General features: G+C 48.6%; 27 protein-coding genes. All 27 read right to left on the bottom strand.

Annotated features, from left to right (window positions below; translation table 11 throughout):
• Positions 1–498, bottom strand: a 498-nt coding sequence (locus tag WC592_07405; protein ID MFA4982275.1) for a DUF6088 family protein, incomplete at its 3' end; no start/stop codon positions are given.
• A gap of 489 nt (positions 499–987) precedes the next feature.
• Positions 988–1,773: a penicillin-binding transpeptidase domain-containing protein gene (locus tag WC592_07400; GenBank protein MFA4982274.1), complete on the bottom strand. Its 786-nt coding sequence runs from the start codon at positions 1,771–1,773 to the stop codon at positions 988–990.
• A 184-nt stretch (positions 1,774–1,957) separates the two neighbouring features.
• Positions 1,958–3,283: a hypothetical protein gene (locus WC592_07395; protein ID MFA4982273.1), complete on the bottom strand. Its 1,326-nt coding sequence runs from the start codon at positions 3,281–3,283 to the stop codon at positions 1,958–1,960.
• Between the two features lie 116 nt (positions 3,284–3,399).
• The gene (locus WC592_07390; protein MFA4982272.1) at positions 3,400–4,068 is read right to left on the bottom strand and encodes a hypothetical protein; all 669 of its coding nucleotides are present in this window, start codon (positions 4,066–4,068) and stop codon (positions 3,400–3,402) included.
• On the bottom strand, positions 4,065–4,274 hold the full coding sequence (locus tag WC592_07385; protein ID MFA4982271.1) for a hypothetical protein: 210 nt from the start codon (positions 4,272–4,274) through the stop codon (positions 4,065–4,067). The genes WC592_07390 and WC592_07385 overlap by 4 nt, the downstream gene beginning before the upstream one ends.
• A 22-nt stretch (positions 4,275–4,296) precedes the next feature.
• A complete protein-coding gene (locus WC592_07380; GenBank protein ID MFA4982270.1) occupies positions 4,297–4,473 on the bottom strand; it encodes a hypothetical protein in 177 nt (58 codons plus the stop codon).
• 106 nt (positions 4,474–4,579) lie between these two features.
• Positions 4,580–5,341 (bottom strand): class I SAM-dependent methyltransferase, encoded by a 762-nt coding sequence (locus WC592_07375; protein MFA4982269.1) that lies wholly within the window; start codon positions 5,339–5,341, stop codon positions 4,580–4,582.
• A 10-nt stretch (positions 5,342–5,351) separates the two neighbouring features.
• Positions 5,352–6,509 carry a GNAT family N-acetyltransferase gene (locus WC592_07370; GenBank protein ID MFA4982268.1) on the bottom strand — a complete coding sequence of 386 codons (1,158 nt, stop codon included), beginning with the start codon at positions 6,507–6,509 and terminating at the stop codon, positions 5,352–5,354.
• 10 nt (positions 6,510–6,519) lie between these two features.
• Entirely contained in the window at positions 6,520–7,719 is a 1,200-nt protein-coding gene (locus tag WC592_07365) for an MFS transporter (GenBank protein MFA4982267.1), read from the bottom strand.
• The gene (gene zupT, locus WC592_07360; protein MFA4982266.1) at positions 7,716–8,474 is read right to left on the bottom strand and encodes a zinc transporter ZupT; all 759 of its coding nucleotides are present in this window, start codon (positions 8,472–8,474) and stop codon (positions 7,716–7,718) included. Before zupT ends, WC592_07365 begins: the two co-directional genes overlap by 4 nt.
• A gap of 19 nt (positions 8,475–8,493) precedes the next feature.
• Positions 8,494–9,651 carry a DegT/DnrJ/EryC1/StrS family aminotransferase gene (locus WC592_07355; protein ID MFA4982265.1) on the bottom strand — a complete coding sequence of 386 codons (1,158 nt, stop codon included), beginning with the start codon at positions 9,649–9,651 and terminating at the stop codon, positions 8,494–8,496.
• Between the two features lie 15 nt (positions 9,652–9,666).
• A complete protein-coding gene (locus WC592_07350) occupies positions 9,667–11,424 on the bottom strand; it encodes an ABC transporter ATP-binding protein (protein MFA4982264.1) in 1,758 nt (585 codons plus the stop codon).
• A gap of 1 nt (position 11,425) precedes the next feature.
• A complete protein-coding gene (gene scmC / locus WC592_07345) occupies positions 11,426–12,346 on the bottom strand; it encodes a SynChlorMet cassette protein ScmC (GenBank protein MFA4982263.1) in 921 nt (306 codons plus the stop codon).
• Positions 12,343–12,930: a signal peptidase I gene (locus WC592_07340; GenBank protein MFA4982262.1), complete on the bottom strand. Its 588-nt coding sequence runs from the start codon at positions 12,928–12,930 to the stop codon at positions 12,343–12,345. Before WC592_07340 ends, scmC begins: the two co-directional genes overlap by 4 nt.
• Positions 12,931–12,942: 12 nt before the next feature.
• Positions 12,943–13,176 (bottom strand): hypothetical protein, encoded by a 234-nt coding sequence (locus WC592_07335; GenBank protein ID MFA4982261.1) that lies wholly within the window; start codon positions 13,174–13,176, stop codon positions 12,943–12,945.
• Complete coding sequence (scmF, locus tag WC592_07330) at positions 13,169–14,074, bottom strand: SynChlorMet cassette radical SAM/SPASM protein ScmF (protein ID MFA4982260.1); 906 nt, start codon at positions 14,072–14,074, stop codon at positions 13,169–13,171. The genes WC592_07335 and scmF overlap by 8 nt, the downstream gene beginning before the upstream one ends.
• The gene (gene scmE / locus WC592_07325) at positions 14,071–15,183 is read right to left on the bottom strand and encodes a SynChlorMet cassette radical SAM/SPASM protein ScmE (protein MFA4982259.1); all 1,113 of its coding nucleotides are present in this window, start codon (positions 15,181–15,183) and stop codon (positions 14,071–14,073) included. The genes scmF and scmE overlap by 4 nt, the downstream gene beginning before the upstream one ends.
• Positions 15,184–15,330: 147 nt before the next feature.
• Positions 15,331–15,615: a SynChlorMet cassette protein ScmD gene (gene scmD, locus WC592_07320; GenBank protein MFA4982258.1), complete on the bottom strand. Its 285-nt coding sequence runs from the start codon at positions 15,613–15,615 to the stop codon at positions 15,331–15,333.
• Positions 15,616–15,648: 33 nt separating this feature from the next.
• Positions 15,649–16,770, bottom strand: a complete 1,122-nt coding sequence (locus WC592_07315) for a nucleotidyltransferase family protein (protein ID MFA4982257.1) — start codon at positions 16,768–16,770, stop codon at positions 15,649–15,651.
• A gap of 24 nt (positions 16,771–16,794) precedes the next feature.
• Positions 16,795–18,096 (bottom strand): hypothetical protein, encoded by a 1,302-nt coding sequence (locus WC592_07310; protein MFA4982256.1) that lies wholly within the window; start codon positions 18,094–18,096, stop codon positions 16,795–16,797.
• Positions 18,097–18,177: 81 nt separating this feature from the next.
• Complete coding sequence (gene greA, locus WC592_07305) at positions 18,178–18,654, bottom strand: transcription elongation factor GreA (protein MFA4982255.1); 477 nt, start codon at positions 18,652–18,654, stop codon at positions 18,178–18,180.
• 3 nt (positions 18,655–18,657) lie between these two features.
• Positions 18,658–19,299, bottom strand: coding sequence for an RluA family pseudouridine synthase (locus WC592_07300; GenBank protein MFA4982254.1), 642 nt, complete (start codon positions 19,297–19,299; stop codon positions 18,658–18,660).
• 584 nt (positions 19,300–19,883) lie between these two features.
• Entirely contained in the window at positions 19,884–20,633 is a 750-nt protein-coding gene (locus WC592_07295) for an ABC transporter ATP-binding protein (GenBank protein ID MFA4982253.1), read from the bottom strand.
• Positions 20,630–21,442: a cobalt ECF transporter T component CbiQ gene (cbiQ, locus tag WC592_07290; GenBank protein ID MFA4982252.1), complete on the bottom strand. Its 813-nt coding sequence runs from the start codon at positions 21,440–21,442 to the stop codon at positions 20,630–20,632. Before cbiQ ends, WC592_07295 begins: the two co-directional genes overlap by 4 nt.
• Positions 21,439–22,473: an energy-coupling factor ABC transporter permease gene (locus WC592_07285; GenBank protein MFA4982251.1), complete on the bottom strand. Its 1,035-nt coding sequence runs from the start codon at positions 22,471–22,473 to the stop codon at positions 21,439–21,441. The genes cbiQ and WC592_07285 overlap by 4 nt, the downstream gene beginning before the upstream one ends.
• Before the next feature lie 18 nt (positions 22,474–22,491).
• The gene (locus WC592_07280; protein ID MFA4982250.1) at positions 22,492–23,895 is read right to left on the bottom strand and encodes a carbohydrate porin; all 1,404 of its coding nucleotides are present in this window, start codon (positions 23,893–23,895) and stop codon (positions 22,492–22,494) included.
• A gap of 80 nt (positions 23,896–23,975) precedes the next feature.
• Positions 23,976–24,389 carry a nickel-responsive transcriptional regulator NikR gene (nikR, locus tag WC592_07275; protein ID MFA4982249.1) on the bottom strand — a complete coding sequence of 138 codons (414 nt, stop codon included), beginning with the start codon at positions 24,387–24,389 and terminating at the stop codon, positions 23,976–23,978.
• Positions 24,390–24,412 lie beyond the last annotated feature (23 nt).

Below are 24,412 nucleotides of genomic sequence, written 5' to 3'. Positions count from 1 at the left end.
CGAATTAATGACTCGCTCATCAATATTTCTTTGTTTCATGTAACGTAAAGCCTGAATAACCAAGCCGCTCACGCGCCCGGCAGTCGCCATATTTTTTGGTGATGTCTTCCTAAACATAATGTGCCAGTTACCAACTTGAACCACCCGGGTAGAGCCGTCTGTTAATAAAGCAATCTTTGCCGGTACTTGATCGGACAACCCCAGCAAGTTAGCCGCATATGCTCCTGAAGGCTGAATCTTAAGATTGTCTTTCTCGGCAAGCGCGGCAGTAACACGATTAACGTTTGGCGGCATTTCTCCAAAATCCGGATGTTTCCGTGGATAATCATAAAGCCCGCGCGCTAATCGGCGAATGTCACCAGATCGAACTAACCGGCTCAACGCTTGATCTACAGCGGCACGATTGCCAAGATCAAGAAAATGACTTGGGGCAAACACCCAGCCTTTTTTCTTGCCGATAATTCGACGAAGGATTTTACTCTCAATGGATTCTGTCATATTAATCGCTTTTCATTGTCAGAAATAATATATCGCACTTCTGACACAAAGTAAAGCTGTTTTTAAGCTCCGGCGCCATTTCACACCCTAAAATGTCCATTGCCTTAAAATGTCCACTTTTTAGTGGCTTTGGCTAAGTGGAAGCCAAACCACGGCCTTTTTGGCCGCGGACATTTCGATTTAGTGGACATTTACGTGTCCATCCATGTCCATCAAAATGGCCCTTTTTGACCTTCCCGGACACCCACAAGACACCCCTTAAATCGCCTGTTTTCCGACGCTGGACGCTTGTTTTGGCCGGGTTGACCACTTATGCCCAAACCCCAAAAGTGATGGACATGGACATCGATTTTTTTGACCACTATCACTGGCTCCTTGCGCCTCGCCCGACCCTCACCGAGGCCCATTTCCAAGGACCCACGGCCGCCTCCCAGCATAAAAAATCCCTATGACCTCGCTTTTCAAAACGACCATAGGGATGAGTTGTTATTACAACAGGTTTTGAGACTTAAAGATGCTCTCTATGATCGTCCGGGCAGTCTTGCCCGATGGATTATCGCCTCCGGTAATGTTACACGCGAAAACGTAGGTCGTACCGTTATGTTCAAGAAAACCTACAAACCATCCCACATTCCATTTACCATCCGGCCCCGTGCCGGATCCGGTCTTACCGTAAAGCGTTCCTTTACCGGTCTTCTCTGCCTGCATAATATCGCGTAGTATCGCGATATTCTTTTCAGAGAACGGAAGTTTACCATCCAAAAGCTTATTCAAAAGAACAACCTGCTCATCCGCGCTGATCTTGATGGATGTAGTATCCGGACGCGGAAGCCAGAAAATATCGATCCCTGATGAAATATCCTGTGAGCCGTAGCCGATCTTTTCAATATATTCCTTCATCCGGGCTTCGCCTATTTCCCGCGCCAATATCTGATATGCAGGAACGGCCGACACCCGAAACGCCTCACGTAGCGTTAAGTCCTGATTCCACCCTTCTATATCACGCTTCACCTCATCCCACTTATACCACGGCTCATCAGCGTCCTTGATAAGCCCGAGCTCCAGCCCGATAAGAGTGTTGAAAATCTTGAATGTCGAACAGGGCGCAAGGCGCTGGTTAGCGCGCGCAGAATTAATATTGACCATCTCACCGGTTGCGCGATTATAGATCACCAGAGCCGCGTCATACCCTTGCAAAAGAGACCTGTCGATCTCTTGAGCAAACGCAACCGCGCTCATAAGCAAAAATCCAACGATCAAAGCGAATTTTTTCATGCTCATGCCTTTTTATTCCCCAACGACCGCCTCGGCCAAACTCCTCATCGCATTACTATAATCCTGCCACCGGCCATCCAAAAGTCCGGATAAATACTTTTTTCATAATTTCCTATAAATAAACAAGTTATGGTTATTTGACATATTTCATATTTACTAACACGACCGTACGTATATCTCTCTATTAAATTGAGCCTCTTTTACCTATTACTTTACCGTCTTTAATAACAAGCTCAAGTTTATTTGTCGTGGCCGCACCAACGCCAGCACTTATAATAGTATAAACAACTCCCCCAATGAGATCGCGACCAACATTACCTGTGCCATGTAATATTTGGTAATCTGCCTCGGAATCCCTGATGGCGTTTCCTACACTTTTTTCCACATCGTCATATATCCAAACCACCGCATCATCATATTTGCCGGTATCAATCTTACTAGGTTGTCCCAATAACCGCAAAACGTCTTCTTTAGTCATACCATTTTTTAATTTTAGCATTATTCTTTTTTGACTTGATTTGCGATATTTTGTCACATCATTTTTTACGTAGTCTGGCAACATATCGAATACAGAGTTTTTGTCTATCTTGCTTTCTAACCCATCAATAGTTTCTTTCGTTAGCAGCATATCTTTTGAATTTCCAACATAAAAAAATTTTTCGTCTATGACTTTATCGTCATCTGCGTAATAAACAATTAATTTCCATATCCCATTTTTTTCTGTCTCCAACCGTATATCTTTTTTAAATCTGGCATAATAATTTATACTACCCGACGCGCGCGATATAGATAAACGGTCGTTTGTATAAACTTTTCCATCTGGAGAAAATATGTACAGAAAAACTGCGGGACTAAGTACCATATCGCCACCATAAACGTTAAGTAAATAACTTATTTTTTCTACAGGACTGATGCAAAAGGTAGGTTGATAAATTCTTTGCTGACCGAAATAATGATCAAAATTATGCAGTAAATATGAGGTAAGTTTAAAATCATACGATTTATCTGTTAATCTGGCCACTTCATCATGTTTTTGGATTTGATTGTTAAGATTTGCGGTCTCGGTTTCGGACGGCTCTTTATTAGTTCCATATGAAAAATAACGTTGCTCGATCACATTATCATTCCATATAAAGCGGACGGCCCAGACCCCACTGGAGATGCCTTTTGTATCTAAAGAATAAATACGCTCCAGGACTTTTGGCCTGAATGGGCTGGCCACATCAAAAACATCGTTAGTTTCCTTAAACCATAATTCCCCCTCCGGAGAAAACCACTCAACAGATTGGATACTCCCCATACCTCCGGTATCTTTAGAAAAATCTACCCAATACTTAATAGTCTTTACGCGCTCCCCAAAAACTTTTTTATATGTCTCCGGATCCTTAGGGTCATACCTATCTATCAAACCTGAAGACGTAATTAAAGAAGATTCCCCACTAAATTGCTCGGCATATAATATATGCGTTGTAAAAGCCGCACAAACAAAAAAAATTATTATCTTTTTCATCACTTTTCTCCATAAATATCTTCCATAAAATCTATTTCCCTGAGCGCCTGTTGATACACCGCCGTTTTGGTCAATCCAATGATATGAATGATAGGAAATATTTTCCTGGCCATCTATTATTCCAACAATTTGCGCGATAAACGGTGGAGGTCGGGATTTGCAAGAGCCAGTACCTTTTTCTTTACGGCGCGGGAAAAATATTCCTTTTCCGTTTTAGTAAAGACTTCTCCTTTCAATTTTTTCAAGAACAACTCTTTCTGCTTAGGTGAAAAAACCTGCGACATAGCATATTCAAGACCCATTTCGTCCTTAGCCGATAGAAGATCGTGCAGGCCTTCTGCCTGTTTCCGGAAATAGGTGGTTACAACAGACTTTAACCTTTCGGCCGACATCGTGCGCCCACCGACATTCAGACTTTTATCCTTTTCGAGCGCGTCAAGAAATGCCGCATATTCTTTTTTCTTCTCCGAGCTAAGCGAATCATACAAGGAGCCAGTCCATGAAAATTTCATATTGAGATTCTTGTAAAGGGCAAGAGACATGGCCACTAAAGTTGCTAACAAGGGCTTATCAAACAGTTTCTTAAGAGATGCCGCGACTGTATTATAATTAAAAAGCCCCTTTTCAGCGCTGGTAGCAAGCACAACAGGAAATCCTTCCCAGAAACGGAGGTCTTTAGACTGTACGACATCCGCCAGAGTAAGGTTAGCGTCCTCCGCCTCTTCCGTCTCAAAGAGAGGAAAACCCAATTTTCGTAAACGCTTTAAAAGATCTTTATCTCTCATGGCGCAAGCCTTTCCTTATTTATAAGTTTTTTGAAATGTTCAAGATTTTTTAGGACTCTATCTTCAGAAACATCATATGATGCAGTCTCATTGAAACGCTTAGTAAGCTCTTTTATATCTATCTCCTTAACTTTTGCCCTCATAAGCATCAAACATAAAACCATCGTCTCTTGCCCATCCTGCGCCGCTTGCGCTCTTATACCCAAGATCTTTCAATGTCTTTATAAGTTAGCGGCATTCTTCGGTTACAGGCACAAGAAGGTCGATGTCTTTTGTCGATGGCTTAACATCTAAAAGTGTAAGCGCAGTACCACCACAAGCAATGAGGTGAACCTTTCTTTTAAGAAAGCCGTTCCATATGCCAAGTCGATCCCATAATCCTGTTTTATCTATTCTATATTCCATACAATTAGTTGTATTGTTTTATACAATTCTATGTATTAAAGTATACAATATAAGTGCTGTTTTATCAAGCCTTATAAATTACATGCCGCTACTGGCTCGCTATCATCTATTTCACCGCGACGACGAGCATCTCGAAATCTTTGGTGGTCAACTTGTCATTCCTTGAAAACGCTCCCAGCTTCGCGCCAAAAATATCGATCTTTTTGAACCCGAGCGTCTTTAAAAGCCACGTTATCTCGCTGGGCACGTAATAACGCTCGTTACACTTAAGCTCCCTTTTATTGCCGGAATCGTCTTCAAAAACAGCGGTGTTATAATCACGGAAAGTCATCAGATCAAAGGAGCACTCCTTGCACCGGGACTGGCCTTCTTTCTCGGCCGACTTATAGAACTCATTGACCGAATGAAACAGCGGGAACAATCCGTTTAATGTAGTGAAAATAAGCTTTCCTTTATCGTTCAGCGCTTTTGTCGCGTTCTTGAGAATCTCAAAGTTCATCTCATCTGTTTCCATAAGAGAAAACCCGCCTTCGCAAAGCATAATTGCCAGATCAAATTCACCGTCAAACGGAAGATTGCGGGCATCTTGTATTTGGAAGTCGATGGTCACCCTTGCCTCTTCGGCCTTTTCCCTTGCCCCCTTGATCTGATTCCCGGAAAGATCAACGCCGGTCACATTATATCCCCTCTTTGTCAGTTCAATCGCATGACGGCCGGTACCGCAACCGATGTCGATGATCTTTAAGGACTTATCGCGGGCTATCTCCTCTTCGATAAAATCACATTCACCCGCAGTGCCCTGAACAAAACACTCCTTATCATATTTCCGCGCGTAGTTCTCATATAACGACTCATACCATTGTTTCATTGTCATATCATTATATCCCCGCCTTCTTCTTCGCGGCCCTTAGAACCGGATCGAAATGCTCGAACTTCAGGAATTGGCATATGAGATTGAATGCGGGCCTCAGCATCCTGTTTCTCAGTTTGGCATATATGTAAAGCGGCACCAGATCAAAGCCGAGCCTCAGCTTAGGCTCATAAGCCGTTATACCCATCTCATATTTCTTTATCTTATGCTTGATACACCAGATCAACGCTTCCCTGAACTTCAGAAAATAGAGGTGATATTTATGCGCGACGGAATAATCCAGCCCGACGAAATAGTCTATGAACCGCTCCTGCGACACCATCGAAAAAAGGAACGCGACTATCTTTCCGTCGATCTTCCAGAGAAAAAATTTCGCGCGCCCCGGCATGTTGACTGATATGTCCCTGAAAAAAGCCTCAGGCAGCAGCTCGAAGTTCATGTCATGGCGAGATACTATTTCGAGATACATCTTGTAGACAGCCTTCATTTCGTCCGCTTCAAGGCTATCGACGATCTTCAGGTCGATCTTCACATGGCCGTCGACTTTCTTGAATTTCCTGCGCAGGTCATAACGCGTAGCGCCGCTCAGCGTCTTAAGATACTCTTCGAAATCTTTATGCCATACATTAAGCTCTGTGTTCGGCAGGCTGTCAAACTTCGCGAATCCGGCCCTTTGAAGAGGGTCGAGTATTTCTGTATAGGGCCCGTCAAAGTCCTTGAACGCGACGATCGACGCCTTACTCTTTTTCGCGATATGGTCCATCTTGCGAAGCATTGCTTTGAACACCGCGCTTTTATCGCCGGCCAACCCGATCTTGCCCTGCGCCATAGGCACACCACAGACTAATGTCTTTATGCTGAAGATGTTCGGCTTCAATCTCTTTATCGAGTTGGTGATACGCCGCAGAGGGCCGTTTATGCTTGTATCGAGCGAATAGTCCACCAGGAAACAGGCAGTGGCGCCGACAGGATGGTTTTTGTCGTAGACTATTATATAATAGAACGAGAATTGGGTTATGCCGGAGCTGTCGATCGTCCTAAAAAAATCGTAGTTCTCCAATACGTCCGGATAGACCTTCTTCCAGTCATGCGCGGGTATCTCCGATATCTTCCGCGTGACTTTTATCCTTAATCCTGTCTTCTTATGGCGTTTCGATACTATCATTTTATTACCATTACGCGTATATCTCTCTTCTCATCATGAAAAATGGGACAAATGCAAGAAGCTCGATAACTATTATAGAGGTTATTACAAACGATAACGACCTGTCATATAAGAAGCCCAGCAACGCGCTTCCCAGGAAGAACGCCAGGCCGTATGCGGTATTGAATATGCCATATCCCGTGCCGCGCTTTGCCAGAGAGGTAATATCGGCTATCGCTGACCTCATGATCGTCTCATGGATGCCCATTACGACCCCCCAGCAGAGCACGCCTATTATTATCAGAGAATGATCCTTTGAAAATATAAAAAGCGGCATTAAAAGCGATAATAACGGTATTATCGCAAGCAGATTCAATCCGGCATTGCGGTTATTTCTTTTATTTTTCAATACATCATACGCTTTACCGATCGCGAGGGCGGAGGCCGCGTCAATTCCCATTGCGATAGTATAAGATAACGGTATCTGCGCGTCGGACAGCGCGGAAGTGGACTTAAAATGAAAGGCGATAAGGATGAAACTGCAAAAACCCGCTGTCGTAATGAAAGTAAATAATGTATACAGCCAAAAAACCCTTGAGAGCTTATCCGGCATCTCATCTTTTCGCGTTGTCTCCAGGGTATCGGTATCAGGAACTTTACGGTAGGTAAAAAATAGGCAAAGCATCACCAGCAGGAACGGGATCCATAAAAACGCGTATCCTCTCCGGTAATCGGAGACGCCCGCCTCTTTGCCGGCCATCATGAAAAAGACTGCGAATATGAGAGGCCCCGCGACCGCCCCGACCTGATCCATCGCCTCATGCAGGCCGAACCCGAATCCCGTTCCGACCTGCGAACTTGCCTGCGAAAGTATCGTATCTCTCGCCGGACTGCGGATAGCTTTTCCGATCCGTTCCAGTATTATGAAGAGGGCCGCTGTCTGCCAGACGCCCGCCAAGGCAAGCAAAGGCACGCTGACCAGCATTCCATACCCCAGAAACGTAAAGAGCCAGTAATATCTTGTCTTATCCGAAAAATATCCTGAAACAAGGCGCAGCGCGTATCCGAAGAATTCTCCCGCTCCGGCTATTATTCCCAAAGCAGTCGCATTAACGGCAAGAAGTTTCAGATAAGGCCCGTTAATGCTGCGCGCTCCTTCATAAACGATATCGCCGAAGAGGCTGACCAACCCGAACGAAATAATAACGCCAAAGGCTCTTCTTCTCGTCATATTAAAATAAGGCTTAAAGCCATCACCGCCATGCCCGTTATAACGCCGAAAATAGATATATGATAGCCGTCGCTCTGGCAGGAAAGAGGAAGAAGTTCATCAAAACTGATAAAGACCATCACCCCCGCAACGAATGCAAGCATGAAAGAGAGGATGGAATGGTTTAAAAAAGGTATGAGGACCAATATTGTTATGACCGCGCCGGCCGGTTCCGCGAATCCGGCCAGGAATGAATACCAGAAGGCCTTCCTCTTGCTCTTCGTAGCGTAGAAGATCGGCATAGCTACGGCTATCCCTTCCGGAATATTATGCAAAGCTATAGCGATGGCCAGCATAACGCCTACCTTGATATTTACGAGCGCGCTCATGAAAACCGCCATGCCTTCCGGAAAGTTATGGATACCTATGCCTAAGGCCATGAATATCCCGGCAGTCATAAGCCGCTTGTCATGGTGGCCCACTTTTATACGTTCGGCTATATATTCATGAGGGATGAAAAAGTCGATGAGCATTACGGTGATTATTCCGACAAAAAACGCGACATTGGCGTTCAGGGGGCCTATATCGCGGATCGAAGACGGTAGAAGTTCGACGAACGAAACATATATCATAACGCCGCCCGACAGTCCCAAAAAGAACTGAAGGTAGCTCTTCTTAAAATCCTTAACAAAAAAAGTTATGAAGCTGCCGGCTACCGTGAATATACCCGCTAGAAAGCTAAGCAGTAAAGGCAGCCATATCCTGTTAATATCCATATAGTATCTTTTAACCGGGCTACTTTATTATATCGATGACCGCGTTTATTACATCGTCCGTGTCCTTATCGGTCAATTTTGCCGAAACGGGTAGCGACACGGTCCTTTCCGAGATCCATTCCGCGTTTGGAAAATCTCCGCGGCGGTAACCGAAGGTCTTCCTGTAATAAGGATGTAGGTGCAGGGCTATATAATGGACGCCCACACCGATCCTCCTCAGGGTCATTTCATGCAAAAAAGCGTCCCTCGTGATCCTGAGGCGAGCTATGTCGAGCAACAAGGTATACAGGTGGTAAGCATGCTTGATATCCTTGCTTTCCGGCGCCGGCAAGAACAGAGGCAGGCCTTCGAATGCCTCGTTATATTTTCTCCAAATACTGCGGCGCTTTCGCCAGTACCTATCTATCCTGGGCAGCTGATGCATCCCGATAGCCGCCTGCAGGTCAGTCATGTTATATTTATAGCCGGAATATATGACCTGGTAGTGCTTATACCCTTTATCGGAAAACCGCCGCCATGCGTCTTTCGTCATGCCGTGGAGGGCCAGTATCTTTATCTTCTCTTCGTATCTCGGGTTACCGGTCACTACCATGCCGCCTTCGCCTGTAGTGATATTCTTTGTGACATAAAAACTGAAGCAGCCCAGGTCGCCGAGCGTGCCCGTCTTCTTGCCGCGGTATTCAGCTTCGATAGCGTGGGCACAGTCTTCTATCACTTTCAGGCGGTATCTCCGGGCAATATCCATTATCTTATCCATATCGCATGGCCGCCCGGCAAAATGGACAGGAACTATAGCTTTTGTCTTCTTATTGATCTTTTTCTCTATGTCCCCGGGATCTATGTTCATAGTATCCCGGCGGCAATCCGCGAATACCGGCCTTGCCCCGGCGTGTATGACCGCATTTGCGGTGGCTGCGAATGTCAGTGTCGGGACGATGACTTCATCGCCCGGTTTGATCCCGGCTGAGAGCATGGAAAGATGCAAGGCTGCCGTGCAAGAATTGACGGCGACGGCATATCTTGTCCCTTTATACTTCCTGAACATATCTTCAAATTTCCGGACCTTGGGCCCCGTACCGAGCCAGCCGGACTTCATCGAGGCAACGACCTCGCCGACCTCACCCGCTTCTATCAACGGGCTGCCGAAAACCAGAAAATCTTTTCTAATACAACGCATAGCCGCCTTTACCGGTTATTGAAAGACCGCGGGCTCTTCGGAGAGCGTATCCTTGAACTGGCTTGCGAATAACTCGCCGTACCTTAAGTTTTTCCTCACCAGTTCTTCATGAGTCCCGGACTCCATAGTTGAGGAATCCTTTAAAAAATATACCATGTCCATCTTCTCTACCGTCGATAGGCGGTGCGAGACTATTATAACCGTAGAGTCTTTGAACTCCCGTTTTATATTGTCGATGATCTTATCTTCCGTCTCCGAATCGAGAGACGACATCGCCTCATCCAGGACGAGTAACCTGGGCTTTGATATGAACGCCCTGGCGATAGCGATACGCTGCTTCTGGCCCTCGGAAAGGCTGTGGCCCGCTTCCCCTACATTGGAATCATACCCGTCCCTTGATCTTATTATAAATTCATGCGCCTCGGCAAGTTTTGCGGCTTCTATCATATCCTGCCTCGTAGAGCCTCCGGCGCCGTACAGGATGTTGTTCGCTATCGTATCGTTCCACAGGTAGGACTGCTGAAGGGCAATGCTTGTCTGAGATTTAAGAGAAGCAAGCTTTATCTTTTTTATATCAACCCCGTCAATATATATACCGCCTTCCCCGGGTTCATAGAGACGCGATATAAGGGAGATCATAGTGGTCTTCCCGGATCCCGACAGGCCCACAAAGGCCGCCTTGGAATAAGGCTCGACGAGAAAACTGATGCCGTCGATGACGGAGGCGTCTTTCCGGTATCCGAACGATACATCCCTGAATTCTACGCTGCCCGTCTCGATTATATGATCAGCCGCGCCGGGCGAATCGCATATGGACGGTTCTGTTTCCAGGATCTCGCCGATACGTTTCTCGGCCACGCGCCCTACGACTATATTCTGATAAAAATCGTATATGGATTTCAATAACCCCATCATCTGCGCCACATATATGGCGATGGCTGTCAGACTCCCCAAAGTCATCTCGCCTCTTATTACCTGAAAGCCGCCGAATAAAACCACGACTCCCGACAGGGCCTTGCTGAGGATCGCCCCGGAGACATTGAAGACGCCCGTCATTCTGGCATCCTTCAGTTCCGCTTCCATGACATCCTTAAGGCCGGCTTCGAACTTCTTTATCTCATTTTTTTCCCTTCCGAACGATTTTATGAGGTGCATGTGGCTGAATGTTTCGTGCAGGTTTTTAAATAACTTCTGGATCTTCGCCATCTTTGAGCGGGCTATGTTCCCGATCCATCTCAATATCAGCGTAGATTGTATGTGGGATATCGGGACAAGCATCAAGGCGAACAACGCCAGCTTCCAATTTAAATAGAATATAACCGCGACAATAGCTAAAAACCTGAATAGAAGCACGGGAAAGCGCGGTATCTGGTCACTCAGCAACGCGCTGACCGATTCGGTATCATTGCGCAGTCTGTAGACATACTCGCCGCTTGAACGGTCGGCGTGATAAGCGAACGGCAGGTCCTGCAAACGTTTAAAGAGGTCCCTGGAGATGTCGAAATTCACTTTTCTGCTCAGGAGTCTGGAGCGGTCGCTTTTTACAAAATCGAGCAGGTTACCTATCAAAAAAAAGGCGGCGCCGACCGAGGCGAGCAATATAAAAAGCTTGATATCCCTGTTGCCGTAAGCATTATCTATCGTAAGCTTGGCAAAGTATGGATTTATGATCCCGAGAAGTACGCTGACGACGCCCAATGACATTGTCAGCAATACGAGTTTCCAATAAGGTATGAGATAACTGAAAAATCCCGCGCGACCGATCTTCGCCATATCAGCAACCCTGCCTTGCGCAAAGCGCCTCTTCTATCTTCACCCAGAACTCGCCGTCCAGAGTGCAGCGCAGTTTGAATGACGGGACTGCCTTTACTAAACGGCAGACATTATTGAACAGGTCTTTTTTACGGCCGGTTTCCCCGCCGGGATTCCTGCCCGCATGGCCCTTAAAAAACGCCTGATGGGCCGAGAGATTCATAAGGGCCGCGGCCATGGCGCCGCCGACAGGCTCAACCTCATCGACCGGGGCCTGTTCCAGAAAAAATACCGCATCAAGAGCGACATTCTTTTCCACCTTCCAGGTGTTGTTTGCGCGCTTCCACAAATAATCGCTCCATGTCGGAAAAGGATGGGCGAGATACCCTTTTATCTTATCATATATTATCAGAACCTCGTCATCGCAAAGCGCTTTCCGCGGCGGCGGTATCCGGCGGCAGCAGGTAGATTTGCCGGTATTCCCCGGGGCCGCGATCACTATGCCGCGGCCGTCGCGCTCTATCAACCCGGCATGGAGAGGAACGCCTCCTGTCCTTTGCGCTTTGATGTATATGGAATATAACGCATGCCACATCTGTATGATATCCATATCCTCATTGGCTACAGCGGATATCTCGCAGATAACGTCATCTAAAAAAATATTATACCATATCTTTAATACCCGGGCATCGTATAACGACCACGCATCCGCAGGAACGTCTTTCCCCAGGATATCCGCCAGTTCATTTCTTGAGTTCGGGGTTCCCTTGTCACTTATAATTTTTTTGCGGCTGAAGACCACTTTTGAATGGCCGTCCGGAAGCGAGCGTTCCAGTTCCAGTATGGAAGCAAATTTCTCCAGCCATCCGCTTGAATCCGCGGTAGCCGCCAGAGATAAACATTGCCCGTTCCCGAATCGCAGGTTATAGGTATCTTTTATCACTTTATATAATCCTCGACAAACAACCGGAAAGGTTTTCGCACATACCATTTATCCTGCCAGGGGCGGCGGCGCGCTATCAACAGATTGCCCATGAAGACCTGGATGTCCTCTCCGTGGGGGCGTTTAAATACTACCGTACGTATCTTCTCCCGGCATGGGATGAGGCGCAGCGCTATTCCCGTCTTAGCCAGCTTGATATAAGCGTTGCCGAATAGATACGACAGCGCCCGGCCCGAAGATTGCTTAGTTTTAAATAAAAACGCGTATGCCCGCCCAATGGCCCCCCCATATATCCGGAAACGCTTTTTCCCTCTCTCGAAATATTCGACCTTCCCGACTATCTTTTCGGAAGATACGGATAACGTATCGACCTTATTATTATTATCACCCTTTGTAAGTATCTTTCCCTGCTTTACCGATACTACTCGATGGGCTATTTTATGTTCGCAGTCATTGGAAAAAAAAACGATCACGTCGCCCGGACGGATCTTCTTTCCATTATATGGAGCGACATCCAGCATGTCCAAAGGCGATAACGTCGGTTTCATGCTGTTGCCTATACAGACCAGCTTTTCCGTTTTCATGCTGCCTCCCAATTACTTCGGAACGCTTCCCGCTTTCGGCATCTTGCGTGTAGCCGGGAATAGCCCCGCCTTCTCCGCCTCTTCGCAATACCAGAACCCGGCCCACAGGTTCCTCGAGCGGTAGTAGTTCTGCGCCACACAGCTTCCGAGGCACCGCGACTTCATGATACAGTCGCCGCATATGCCTTCCAGGCGCTTGGGCATCCCTTCGCGCAGCTCTTTTAAGACCGACGTATTATTATACATCCTCAAGGCGGTCTTTGGCGACATGGCCGAAGACGAGTTCCGGGACGCTCTCGCCTATGCCGCAGAGCGCGTAAGAGCCGTTCGCCAGCACTCCGAGTATGCCCAGTATGCCGCATGTACCGCATCCGCTCGGGTTCTCACCGTACATCTTACCCAAAGACCTGAATGCCGGCGTATGATGGTAATAAAGCCGCAATTTCGTCTTCCCCTGCAATACATCATCCGCCCACCTGCCCAGGCTTACAAGTTCCTGGATACTCAAAGTCTCATTCTGCTTATGCATATCTTCACCGCGCGCCGTAGGCTGTACTATATTGAACTTGACCGAGCCCGCGCCCAGGGATTCGGCAAGGCGGACCATCTCCTCGAGGCTGTCTTTATTACAGCGCATCAACGTCATGATGATCTGAGGCTTCAGGCCCACAGCGACCAGGTTCCGGATGCCCTCTTTCGCTTTATCAAAACAACCTTCCACCCCGCGCACCCATTCATGCGTCTTCGCATCGGGGGAATCTATGCTAACAGATACAAACGGACTTTTATTTTCCTTTATCTTTTTCGCAAGTTCCGGCGTGCAAAGAACACCATTCGTTTCAATGATAAGACGCAGGTCGTTCGCCTTTACATGATCCAGAATATCGTTTATCCGGAGATGCAGGAGCGGCTCCCCGCCTGTCAGCTTAACGCCTGATAATCCCAGCGGCTTGGCCTGTTCAATTATGGATTTGAACAGCTCAATGTCAAGCGCCGGATACTCGCGGCCGTTCGCCTGGAACTTAGGCGCTATCCAGCAATGCCTGCAGGCCAGATTACAGCCTTCGGTAAGATAAAAATATATCTGGTTCAATGAATATTTGGGATTGATCGTCTCTTTAAAATCTGTCCGGGTGGTATTCATACTTTCTCCAATTCCATATCCGGCAGCCTTCCGCCTTCTTCCAGAAACCGTTTAAGGCACGCGTCGGGGCTGGGGCAGTCATCGCGGCCGGTAAACGTATACGCGAGCGCCGGGCAGTTGCCGGTGCAGTAATTAACATAATCACAATCCATACAATATGGAAAATCGCTCAATGGGATATCCCTTCGCTCCCGTAACCGTTTAAGTTCCGGATGGTTCTGCCAAACCTCTTCGAGCGGATCGTGATTTATCCGGCCAAGCTCAATATGGCTTAACTGAACACACGGTACCATGACACCATCCGCGCGGACGCCTATCTTGGAATTCACCCCGCCGCAGGCAACAAGATGGCCTCTCCCGGGCATGCCTTCTATGCCTTCCTTGCGGGCCTTCTCCATCTTAAGCCACATATTCGCCTCTGCCAAAGGCCCGGCGGCCGCGCTTATACGACCGCCGTATTTTTTATTGAGCTTCAATAACGTCTCCATCGCCAGCACCCTCTCTTCGGGAGTAAGCTGGACCTGTTCGGCGTTTGCCCGGCATAGCCCCATATGCGAGGCGCTGTTCGTCCCGAAAGAGGGAAGCCCTATATCCTCCAGCAATAATTTCGCTATCCCCTCCAGATCGCGGACGTTCTCGCGGTGAATCGTGACACGCACCGCGGCTCGGATACCGTTTCGCCTAAGAGCCCTCATCCCCTCGAGGGCTTTGATAAAATTGCCTTCGCCGCGCATCGCGTCGTGCGTGGTCGGGATGGAGCCGTCGATCGAAACCTGGACATAATTGCATCTTTTTGTGGAAGCCAGGAATTTCGCGATGTCGTCCGTTATCAGCGTGCCGTTGGACAGGATGTCGAAACGCATGCGGTTCCCGACAATCCCCTTGACAAGCTCTTTCAAATCATCCCTGCAAAAAGCCTCTCCTCCGCACAGACAGACGTTCATCACGGCGCGGGCGTTGAGCTCCTCAAAAAACTTAAGCCACTCCTCTGTCGGCAGGTCCCTGTCTGTATCGCCAGCGCTTGAGAAATGGCTGCAGTATTTGCATCGGAGATTGCACTTATTCGTTATGTCTATCTCTACGGCTTTGGGCGTCCTCATTATCTTCATACTGATACCATCTCTTTCCGGGTTTTTACAGCGCTCTATAAGAGACACTAAATCCTCCATCGCCCTCTACTGCATGATATATTTTTCATAAGTCTTAACGTGATATACCATAATACCTAAGCCGCAGCTTGTTTCCAGGCACGCTTTTTATTTTTTGACTTCGTATCCCGCAAGGCCGTGCTTCATGAGGTCCTGGAGGAAATCATCGATATGCTTGGACGCGTCCGGCGGCATGCCGTCGCAGACAGGTTTCAGCTCTTTGATTATATCTTCCGTGATGTGCTTGCCGTCAAGCCTTTTCCAGATAAACACGGATACAGGATCGATCGTAAAGATATCGTTCGTATCCGGATCGAATAAAAGCGCCCAGTCATCGAACTCCTCTCTCAACACCACCATCGGATTAGCTATAAGTTTATTATTTTCAGTCATGATCAGGTTCCTCCATTTTTTACTTTCGCATCTTTAATTGCACGACACCGCAAATTTTTCGCCCCGAAAATATATCCTTCGGCAGATCATTCTTAAGCAGTCGAAAAAATCTTTCGAATACAGAAAGCTCAGAATAAAAAAATACCAGATTCTTCCGGAGAAGCGCGACCTGTGCATCCATTTTACGGAGGACTCCATAACGGCTTTCCTGTTTATCCATATCTTTAAAAAGGTTTCCTTGGCCGGGCCGGGTTTTATCTTTTTTAAAAAAGCTTCCGGCGCTTCGCATCCGAATAACTCACAGGCCAGCTTAACGGCAAAATATACGGCGGTCCTGCTGCGAAGATAGTCACGGCTGCACGCGATGCGCTCCCAGTCCAGGGTATCGCCGTACCGCGAGATTATCACGCTGAGATCGTAGATGTAGCTTGCGTCAAGCGACATCGAGAGCAGCGAGAAATATATAAACAATTTCTCATCGGACGGAATAGCCGCTTTATTGCCGTCGATATCGAGCTCCCTGAGGCCCTGCCACAGGCCTGCCTGGTCCGGAAACATAAACGGATCGAATATCATCCGGTGCAGGTCAAGGCATAAATTGCCGAGCGGATTCCGCGTCTGCTTTGTAAGGCTCACCTGCCCGACATATTTCAGCGTATCTTTATACGATAGCCCGCCTTCCGTTCTTTCGGCAAAGGCCCAGCCGGCGCTCCTTAACACGCCGATAGCCTTCTCGGCGTTTTCCGGCTTTACCAGGAGATCGATGTCGGAAGACGTCCTGCGCAGAGCCGGGTCTCCATGGAGATATCTTGCCATTATCGGTCCCTTTAACGGCATTGCCTTGATCCCGGAGTCCTGGAGACAGCGGATCGTCTCAAAAGATTCCCTCTCCAGCAGTACATTCCTTTTAAGATTAAACGCAAAGATCCCCCTGAGCTCCGACAAAAAATCCTGCGGCAAGTTGTCGGGCTTCATGCTCATCAGGCGTTCGTAAAACGCCGGAAAGAGCCTGTATTTCAGCGCGGCTTTAAGAAGCCTTTTCCAGTCATCGCTTTCGAGACAGGCAATCTTCCCGCAAACCAGGCGCTTATCGGCGCCGTTGTCTTTCCGCAGCACCGACAAGAGAAGGTCCTCTATTTTTTTACGTTGATCCACTTTTCGAACCTTTTTTTGCGTGATTTATTGCGCCGAGGTGACAGCCGCGACAACTGCGGCGCCTATGCCGGAGCCGTCTTTCGTCAAAGATATTTTTATACGGGCCTCTTTCCTGTTGGATATCTCTCTCAATGCCTTCTGGATGTTCCCCGCAAAACCCGGATGTTTTTCGTAAAGCGAGCCGTCAACCGCTACGGTATGAGACCTCTTCATGCCCGGGTCTATTTTTGTAATGACCGCCGCAATGCATGAAGAAACAATGCGACTGGCCCGTAAAGATACTATTTCACACACTTTTTTACAGGCTTGCCGGTCCTGCAATGTAGAGCCGGGAACACCGGCCTTTTTTAAAAATCTACCGGTCTTGCCCAAATTTCTCGACTTATCCGCTTCTATCGCAGATACATATTCCGTTTTGAATTCTCTTATTCCGCCAAAACATCCGCCCAGGCCTTTAAGCGCAAAATACGCGATCCTGCCCAGATACATTCCTGAAATCATCTTCTCAAGCATCTGTTCACGCGGATTATTGCATTCCCTGTCCAGCAATCTGTCATAAGGCGTCGCTTTCAACCTGTCGAAGTTGCCCCATTCTATATTAACTATCATTTCACCGCTTCGCAAGGATGGGCCGCGCCATTTCCGTATATTCGCAAGCCTTTCGGCGTAGCAGGCATTCGTTCCGGTCCCTAAAATAAGGCCGACATCGCATGTCTTATCGCAATAACTCCCGGCGGCAAGCGTAGCAACCGTATCGTTGACGAGCGCCGCCACCTTAACATTGTTAAGACCGCTGCGGAGAAACGCGTCGTTAAGCAAACCGGCAACGTCTTTACCCACAGTCCCTTTTAGTTCAAACCCTTTGGTCCAGCCATGAAGCCTGCCGGAAGCTGCAGCGGTCTGTTCTACGGGAAAAGAGAAAGTGAAACCGGCCTTTACCTCAGCGGCCCCATCCATCTTATTGCGCTTTAAAAAAGACTTAAGGCATCCGGCAATAAAATCGAACAGCCTCCCGCCCTCGCCGCGTATATATTTTTTCCCCAGGACAAATTTTTCCGATTTGACCCGGCCAAACCGGCCGCGCCCTTTAAGCTCCAGTTCCAGTATCCTGAAATTTGTGCCGCCGAGGTCAAGGGCGATAAACTTTCCTTTTTCTCTTCCGGTAGGACGGTCCACATAGGCAGGTATCATCTTAAGCGAGCTATTTTGTCTCCGCAGCCCCTTATCCATCTCCGAATGAAAATCCCTTATTATTTTTTTCATTTCCGGCAATGGAACGTGGAACATCTTCTCTATACGAACTAACTTTTTTTCATACTGACTCATCGGCTTAACCTTGATCTATGATATCACCTGCGAGGTGTGATGGGCCTAAGTAATCACACCTCGTAGGTGTAATATAAGGCGCTACCTGCTAATATTCAATATCTTGTATTTCAAAACGCCTCTAGGCACCTTTATATCTACGGTATCGCCCTTCTTATGGTTCATCAGGCCAGACCCTACCGGAGAAGATACGGATATCTTGTTCTGGCTGTAATCCGCCTCTTCTTCCGACACTAGGGTATACTCCAATTCCTCGCCGTTTGTGAGATCTTTCAGCTTCACGGTCGCGCCTATCAGGACCTCGTCCTTCGACATGTTCTCTTCGTCTATTATCTGCGCCGTCGCCAGCCTCTCATTGAGCTCGGCTATCTTCTTCTCGTTCAGCCCCTGAGCTTCTTTAGCTGCGTCGTATTCGGCGTTCTCGCTTATATCGCCATGGCTTCTCGCCTCGCCTATCGCTTTCGACAGCTCTTTACGCTTTGTGTTCTTCAGATACTCCAGCTCTTTTCTCAGCTTCTCATAGCCTTCCGGCGTCAGATACGCCCTGCCTTTAGCCATATTTTACTTCTCCTTGTTTAAAAAATTTTTCATATCGGGCGCCAGCGGCGATTCAAATCTCATCTTCTCTTTCGTCACCGGGTGCGTAAATTCCATCGCCCCGGCATGAAGGGCCGTTCTTCTGAACCTCAATTTGAAGTCTTTCCTGAAGGCGTAAACGCTCTCGCCGACTATCGGGTGGCCTATCGCTTTTAAGTGTATGCGGATCTGGTTCGTCCTGCCCGTTACCGGTTCCACTTCCAGGATACTGAAATTTCCCCTTCTCCCCAGAACCTTGTATTTGGTTACAGCCGATTCCAGCCTTTTCTTGTTCCTATTATATATTCCGCTCTTTATAATATCAAAGTTTTTTTTGACTAAACCGTGGACAAAGGCTACATAGGTCTTCTTGACCGTTTTCTTCCTGAATTCTTCCATCATGAGGCCCTGGATCTTCTTGCCTTTTGCGTAAATTATCAAGCCTGACGTCTCGCGGTCTAACCGGTGACAGGGATGCGCGTTTTCCTCTATGCCGCGCCTGTCGAGCTCGCGATTCAGCTCATCCGTGAGGGTATTCTTCTCGCCCTTCGGGGTGGGGATAACGAGCATGCCGGAAGGCTTGTCTATTATCATAAGCCAATTATCTTCATATATAATATTATACATAGGGGCATGCATAGAATAGCGATATTATACCATTTCCGGGGCAAAAAAGGTATCGCGGAAAGTATATAGCATTAAATTTTTCGGGTCCCCGCCTGCCAGCGAGAGACTGCTTCAGGCGGGCAGGCTGCCGCGGCTTGGACTTTTTCTTTTAAATGGCTCGTATGGGTTTATCCCGCCATCTGTTTAGCTCGGGGCGGGATCCCGCCTCAAGCCTCACTCCGGGCGGGACAATCTATCACGGGTATATTCTGTGCGCGTATCTACGTATCCCGAACTATAGTCTTTAACATTCGGGCACCCCATCCAATCCGCCTGTCGTTAGCTCCATCGGATTGGGTTTACAATCTGTAGTCGTAGGGGAGGTTTAAACCTCCCCTACGACATAAGCGCGTATCTATGTGCGCCGAACTAGACTCTTCTGTATTCGGGACACCCCATCCCTGCCCGCCAGACTTAGCTTGCTGCGATCAGGCGGGCATACTTCGCCCTTTATTGAGAAAAAGTCTCAAGCCGCGTCACCCGAAAAATTTCTAGCTGGAAGCAGGCTGGAAAACCTAATAGAGGCTTAGGTTAGAGTATGAAACCTACTCCGAGGAGGATGGGAAGCCCTGCATCCGGAGCGGCTTCTCGAGGCTGCAGCGGTGGAGCAGGCTTTCATCCTGAAAAAGTTTCAGCGTAGGACCGTCAGCCGCTATCTTTCCCTTGTGCAGGACGATGGTGCGCTCGCATAGGTCCATTGCCATGTCCAGGTCATGGGTAGCGATAATCTTCGTATGACGGAATGTCTTCAGCAGTTCTATCAGCCTTGCGCGCGATTTCGGGTCGAGGCTGGATGTGGGCTCGTCCATCACCAGAATATCCGGAGACATAGCCAGGACGGTCGCGATAGAAACAGACCGTTTCTCCCCCTGAGAAAGTTTGTAAGGCGGCCGCTTCCTGAGATGCTCTACTCCGACGGTCTTGAGAGCTTCCATAGCTTTGCGCTCAGCCTCCGTATCCGTAAGGCCGAGGTTCAGGGGCCCGAATGCCACGTCATCAAAGACCGTAGGCATGAATAACTGGTCATCCGGATTCTGGAAGACTATGCCTACCGCGCGGCGTATTATCTTCAGATTCCCGGAGGACACGAGTGAGTCGCCGATACGCAGAGTGCCTTTTACGGCGGACAGGTAACCGTTTAGATGCAGCAAAAGAGTGGATTTCCCGGCTCCGTTCTCCCCGACAAGGGCCACCGATTCTCCGTGGGATATCCGGAACGATATCCCGTCCAGTCCCGGCGTGCCGTCCGGATAAGTAAAATGCAGGTCATTAGCTTCTACTATGTGATGGCTCATTGAAAAATCCCCGTAACCAGCGCTCCCGCTTTTGACGGAAGATCAAAAGATCTCAGCAGAATAAATAAGAGCAGCCATCCGGCTGTAAACAGGACCTCCCGGGAGCCGATATCCATCTTTCTTATAACGCGGATACGGCCATCGAATCCGCGGGAACGCATCGCGCAATAAATGCGCTCGGCGCGATCCAGGGTGCGCAGTAATAAATGGCCTGTAAGAGAAACGAAAGTCTTGACATTCATGGCCCGGGAATCGAACGTCCGGAAAGAACGCGCCCTGATCAACCGATGCGCTTCGTCGTTCAGGACAAACGTATACCTGTGAAAAAACATAAGCTGCGTCACAAAAACTCTCGGAACTCCGAATTTTATCAATGAATCACAAACCGCGCCGAACCCCGTAGAGGCGACCAGGACCAAAGCGGCGGTCACCGTCAGTACAAAACGCAATAAGATGGATAGGAAAGATATCCAGCCGCCGGAAATATTAACCGCCCCGATCTGGATGAGAGTCCCTTTGTCTATCATCGGATTAAAAATACCTACTAACAGAGCAAATGGCGAAACGATCAGGACTTTTTTCAGAAGATACCCTGCCGGGAGACCGCTCGAGGCGATAAGCGCTACAGGGTATATAAAAAAAGGCAGCAGCGCCAGGACAGCGTATTTATGAAACGAGACTACCAGGACGATAAACGCCAGCGTAGTGATGACTTTGGCTCTTGGATCCAGGCGATGCAACGGACTGTCTCCTGCGGCCAATGTATCCATATACCCGATATCGAATGAATTTTTGCCGATATTGTTCAAATCGCGTTTCTCCTGCGCTTCAGCGCTAAGCCGATCAGGGCTACCATAGAGAGAACCAAGACTCCTCCTACAAGCCCCGATACGGACGTCCCCGGATCGATGGACGGCCACTTTGTTGTTTCGCCGGCCGCGGATCCGGCTCCGGCGGCGCTATCCTTAAAACCATAATCGGGCAAGAACGCCGTTTTTTCCTGGAACCGGGCCAGAGAGGCATGCGCGCCGGCGTTGTTTTCCAATTCTTCCTTGCCGGATACCTTCGACATGGCCCATTCCAACCCGTCCGGATTACTCGACGCGAACCAGCTGAGAGCCCCGCCAATAATCACAGCTGCTACCGCCAAACCGGACAGCATCTTTTTCATCTCGATCTTGCCTATAGAAGCAGCTCGTTCTTTCGTCTCTAAAATTTCCGGGCGGGCCTTCCATACAAAATTGACGACGCAGGCGGTAACGAGCCCTTCCACGACGCCGATCGCCAGGTGTATCGGCTGCATTAACAGGACAAACGCCCTGAAAGGGAGCTCCGACACCCCCGATAACACCGTTTCCATGACAACTCCGAACGCGCCCAGCTGCAGCCCCACGACAGCCGCGATGACCGAACCGAGTATTATCTTTCTTTGTGAGGGATGATCACCGGCGATCTTACGGTAGATCAAAGGATATGCGATGAAGCACGGGAAGAAACCGAGGTTGAACATGTTGCATCCGAGCGTAAGAAGGCCGCCGTCGGCAAAAAAGAGCGCCTGGACTACCAGCACCGACGCCATGACGAGGAACGCGGCATAAGGCCCGAGCAAAATGGCCAAAATCATGCCTCCCCCAAGGTGCCCGCTGGAACCGGTAGCCGGGATACTGAAATTTATCATCTGCGCCGCAAAGATGAACGCGCCCAGTACTCCCATAAGCGGGATCTTGCGGTCATCCGCTTCCTCCCTGACTTTTTTGGCGCTGTAACCGATGAGCCCCGCTGAAGCCGCCCACATTACACCGCCCACAGCGGGAGATATCAAAGCGTCTGCCATATGCATAATAGGTTTCTCCTTAATTTAGAAATCCAACTGCCCTCTTACGCCGTATACGAATATAGTATCGTTATCTCCCTGGTACTCCTCGCTTATGCCCCGCGGATTCCATATCCACTGGAAATCGGGCGTGATGGCGAGCCATTTCAGGATCTGGCACTTATAGTATATTTCGAGATGGCCTTCCGCGGCGACGCCATCCCCGTTATTGATATTCTTCAGGTTCTCTTTGGGGAATACCTGGCCTATGCCGAAAGCGGCGACGTCGCCGGACCTGTGCCAATACTTGCCCGTCATCTGCAGACCGCTTGACCAGGAGACATGTGAAGGCGCAGAGTTCACACTTGAACTCGAGGCGAGGGCAAGGGCCGGATTCTGCCATCCAAGCCTGGCAAAACCTCCGAAGACATCCGTTATCATCTGGTCGACGCTGAAACCGAAACCCGTATTCATGTTCTTTGTATCATCCGGGGCGGATTCATCCTGCCTGACAAGTTTTGAATGGTCCCTGGAGTTGATCCACCAGTAGAAACGGTAATTGCCGTCCCATCGCTCCGGATCCAGTTTAAGGAGCTTGGAAGGTTTGAAATTTATCTGCCCGGAAGCGAAGACCCTGTCAAAGATGTCCTCATAATTATTATCGGCGTCAAAGTAAGTCGCTTCCAACGACAGGTATGGAGCGAATTCGGGAGCTAATATGACGCGACCGCCCAACGTATTGTCGTCGGGCCATTCTATGGCGGGGTTCTGCTTAAAGATGCGGCCGATGAATTGAGTGCACTCGTCGTGCGCGTATTCATTCTGGTCGATGTAATTGGCCGGATCCATCTTGCCCGCCGTTAACGCAACCTGTTTATTGAACAGATAGTGCTCATACCAGAGTTCTGTGACGGGGACGTTGGCGTCGGTATCATTCTGGTCCCTATTAACATTGCTATACAGGTAAAGCTCGTTCTCGACGCCGTTGCCCTGGCCCGGCTCAAGATGTATCAAGGCAAGCCCCCAATCGTCAAAGGCCTTCCTGATAAATATATCGGACGACCACGCCGCGTCTGTCAGTGACGCTTCCGTATCGAGCGCATTATTGGCGTTAGGAGTCCCCTGCAGGACAAATGTGGCGTCCGCTGTTATCTCGATGCCGCAGGGCGGCACAGTCACCCCTTCTCCCGGCTTATATGAGATCAGCGATTCCTTTATCTCTCTGACCGTAGTTGAGCTCGTAGTTATGGCGCATCCCTGGACTTCCAGCCTCTTTTCAAGCTCGGCTACACGCAGCTTCAAAGAGTCCAGTTCGCCCAACTTGGTCTTAAGGGCATTTATCTCCGCCATCATATCCACCTCGCCGGCAAACCCGGGCGCGGAGCCTGCGGCAACGATGAAATACCCAGTAAGCGCTATGCATAACATACGTAAAACGTATTTCGACATCTCCTCCTCCTTATTTTATGCCTCGACTTATACATTCGTGACACTAATATTTAAATCGTGCTATTAGCGGCTAAAAAAAATTATATCCTCTTCCCCGTGCTCGACATCCCCAGCGTCGTATGCTTGACCCCTTTGGCGGATTTTAACGCGTCGGCAAGTTCCCGCACCTCAGGCGCCGCCCCTTTTATGGCTATTATCTCAAGGCAGTTATCGTGGTCAAGATGTATGTGCTGGGTCGACATTATGATCTTATTGAAGTCATGCTGGAGGCTCATCAATTTATTGACAAGCTCTCTCTTATGATGGTCGTAGATCATGATGACGGCGCCTGCCACTTCCTTACCTTCTTCCCATTCTTTCTTCACCAGTTCCTGCCGGACGAGGTCGGAAAAAGCCTTTGACCTGTTCTTATAGCCTTTTTCCGCTATCAGGCGGTCAAACCTGGCCAGGAGATCTTTTTCTGCGGATATCCCGAACCGCGCCAATCCTGCCATGACTCTCCTTTGCTATTATTTTA

It is taken from the genome of Candidatus Omnitrophota bacterium (assembly GCA_041648975.1).
Classification (GTDB): domain Bacteria; phylum Omnitrophota; class Gorgyraeia; order 2-01-FULL-45-10; family 2-01-FULL-45-10; genus JAQUSE01.
Note: the sequence above shows the minus strand (reverse complement) of the source record. Positions and strands in the feature narration are given on the sequence as shown.

Bases quoted from the DNA above. Each gene is read 5' to 3' on its own strand.
- WC592_07400 (MFA4982274.1), bottom strand. From the start codon at position 1,773: ATGAAAAAATTCGCTTTGATCGTTGGATTTTTGCTTATGAGCGCGGTT.
- WC592_07335 (MFA4982261.1), bottom strand. From the start codon at position 13,176: ATGTATAATAATACGTCGGTCTTAAAAGAGCTGCGCGAAGGGATGCCC.
- WC592_07300 (MFA4982254.1), bottom strand. From the start codon at position 19,299: ATGTATAATATTATATATGAAGATAATTGGCTTATGATAATAGACAAG.
- WC592_07280 (MFA4982250.1), bottom strand. From the start codon at position 23,895: ATGTCGAAATACGTTTTACGTATGTTATGCATAGCGCTTACTGGGTAT.
- WC592_07375 (MFA4982269.1), bottom strand. From the start codon at position 5,341: ATGAAACAATGGTATGAGTCGTTATATGAGAACTACGCGCGGAAATAT.
- WC592_07390 (MFA4982272.1), bottom strand. From the start codon at position 4,068: ATGAGAGATAAAGATCTTTTAAAGCGTTTACGAAAATTGGGTTTTCCT.
- WC592_07285 (MFA4982251.1), bottom strand. From the start codon at position 22,473: ATGCATATGGCAGACGCTTTGATATCTCCCGCTGTGGGCGGTGTAATG.
- scmE (MFA4982259.1), bottom strand. From the start codon at position 15,183: ATGAAGATAATGAGGACGCCCAAAGCCGTAGAGATAGACATAACGAAT.
- scmF (MFA4982260.1), bottom strand. From the start codon at position 14,074: ATGAATACCACCCGGACAGATTTTAAAGAGACGATCAATCCCAAATAT.
- WC592_07340 (MFA4982262.1), bottom strand. From the start codon at position 12,930: ATGAAAACGGAAAAGCTGGTCTGTATAGGCAACAGCATGAAACCGACG.
- WC592_07365 (MFA4982267.1), bottom strand. From the start codon at position 7,719: ATGACGAGAAGAAGAGCCTTTGGCGTTATTATTTCGTTCGGGTTGGTC.
- WC592_07380 (MFA4982270.1), bottom strand. From the start codon at position 4,473: ATGGAATATAGAATAGATAAAACAGGATTATGGGATCGACTTGGCATA.
- WC592_07355 (MFA4982265.1), bottom strand. From the start codon at position 9,651: ATGCGTTGTATTAGAAAAGATTTTCTGGTTTTCGGCAGCCCGTTGATA.
- zupT (MFA4982266.1), bottom strand. From the start codon at position 8,474: ATGGATATTAACAGGATATGGCTGCCTTTACTGCTTAGCTTTCTAGCG.
- nikR (MFA4982249.1), bottom strand. From the start codon at position 24,389: ATGGCAGGATTGGCGCGGTTCGGGATATCCGCAGAAAAAGATCTCCTG.
- WC592_07395 (MFA4982273.1), bottom strand. From the start codon at position 3,283: ATGAAAAAGATAATAATTTTTTTTGTTTGTGCGGCTTTTACAACGCAT.
- scmD (MFA4982258.1), bottom strand. From the start codon at position 15,615: ATGACTGAAAATAATAAACTTATAGCTAATCCGATGGTGGTGTTGAGA.
- WC592_07350 (MFA4982264.1), bottom strand. From the start codon at position 11,424: ATGGCGAAGATCGGTCGCGCGGGATTTTTCAGTTATCTCATACCTTAT.
- greA (MFA4982255.1), bottom strand. From the start codon at position 18,654: ATGGCTAAAGGCAGGGCGTATCTGACGCCGGAAGGCTATGAGAAGCTG.
- WC592_07310 (MFA4982256.1), bottom strand. From the start codon at position 18,096: ATGAGTCAGTATGAAAAAAAGTTAGTTCGTATAGAGAAGATGTTCCAC.
- WC592_07295 (MFA4982253.1), bottom strand. From the start codon at position 20,633: ATGAGCCATCACATAGTAGAAGCTAATGACCTGCATTTTACTTATCCG.
- WC592_07370 (MFA4982268.1), bottom strand. From the start codon at position 6,509: ATGATAGTATCGAAACGCCATAAGAAGACAGGATTAAGGATAAAAGTC.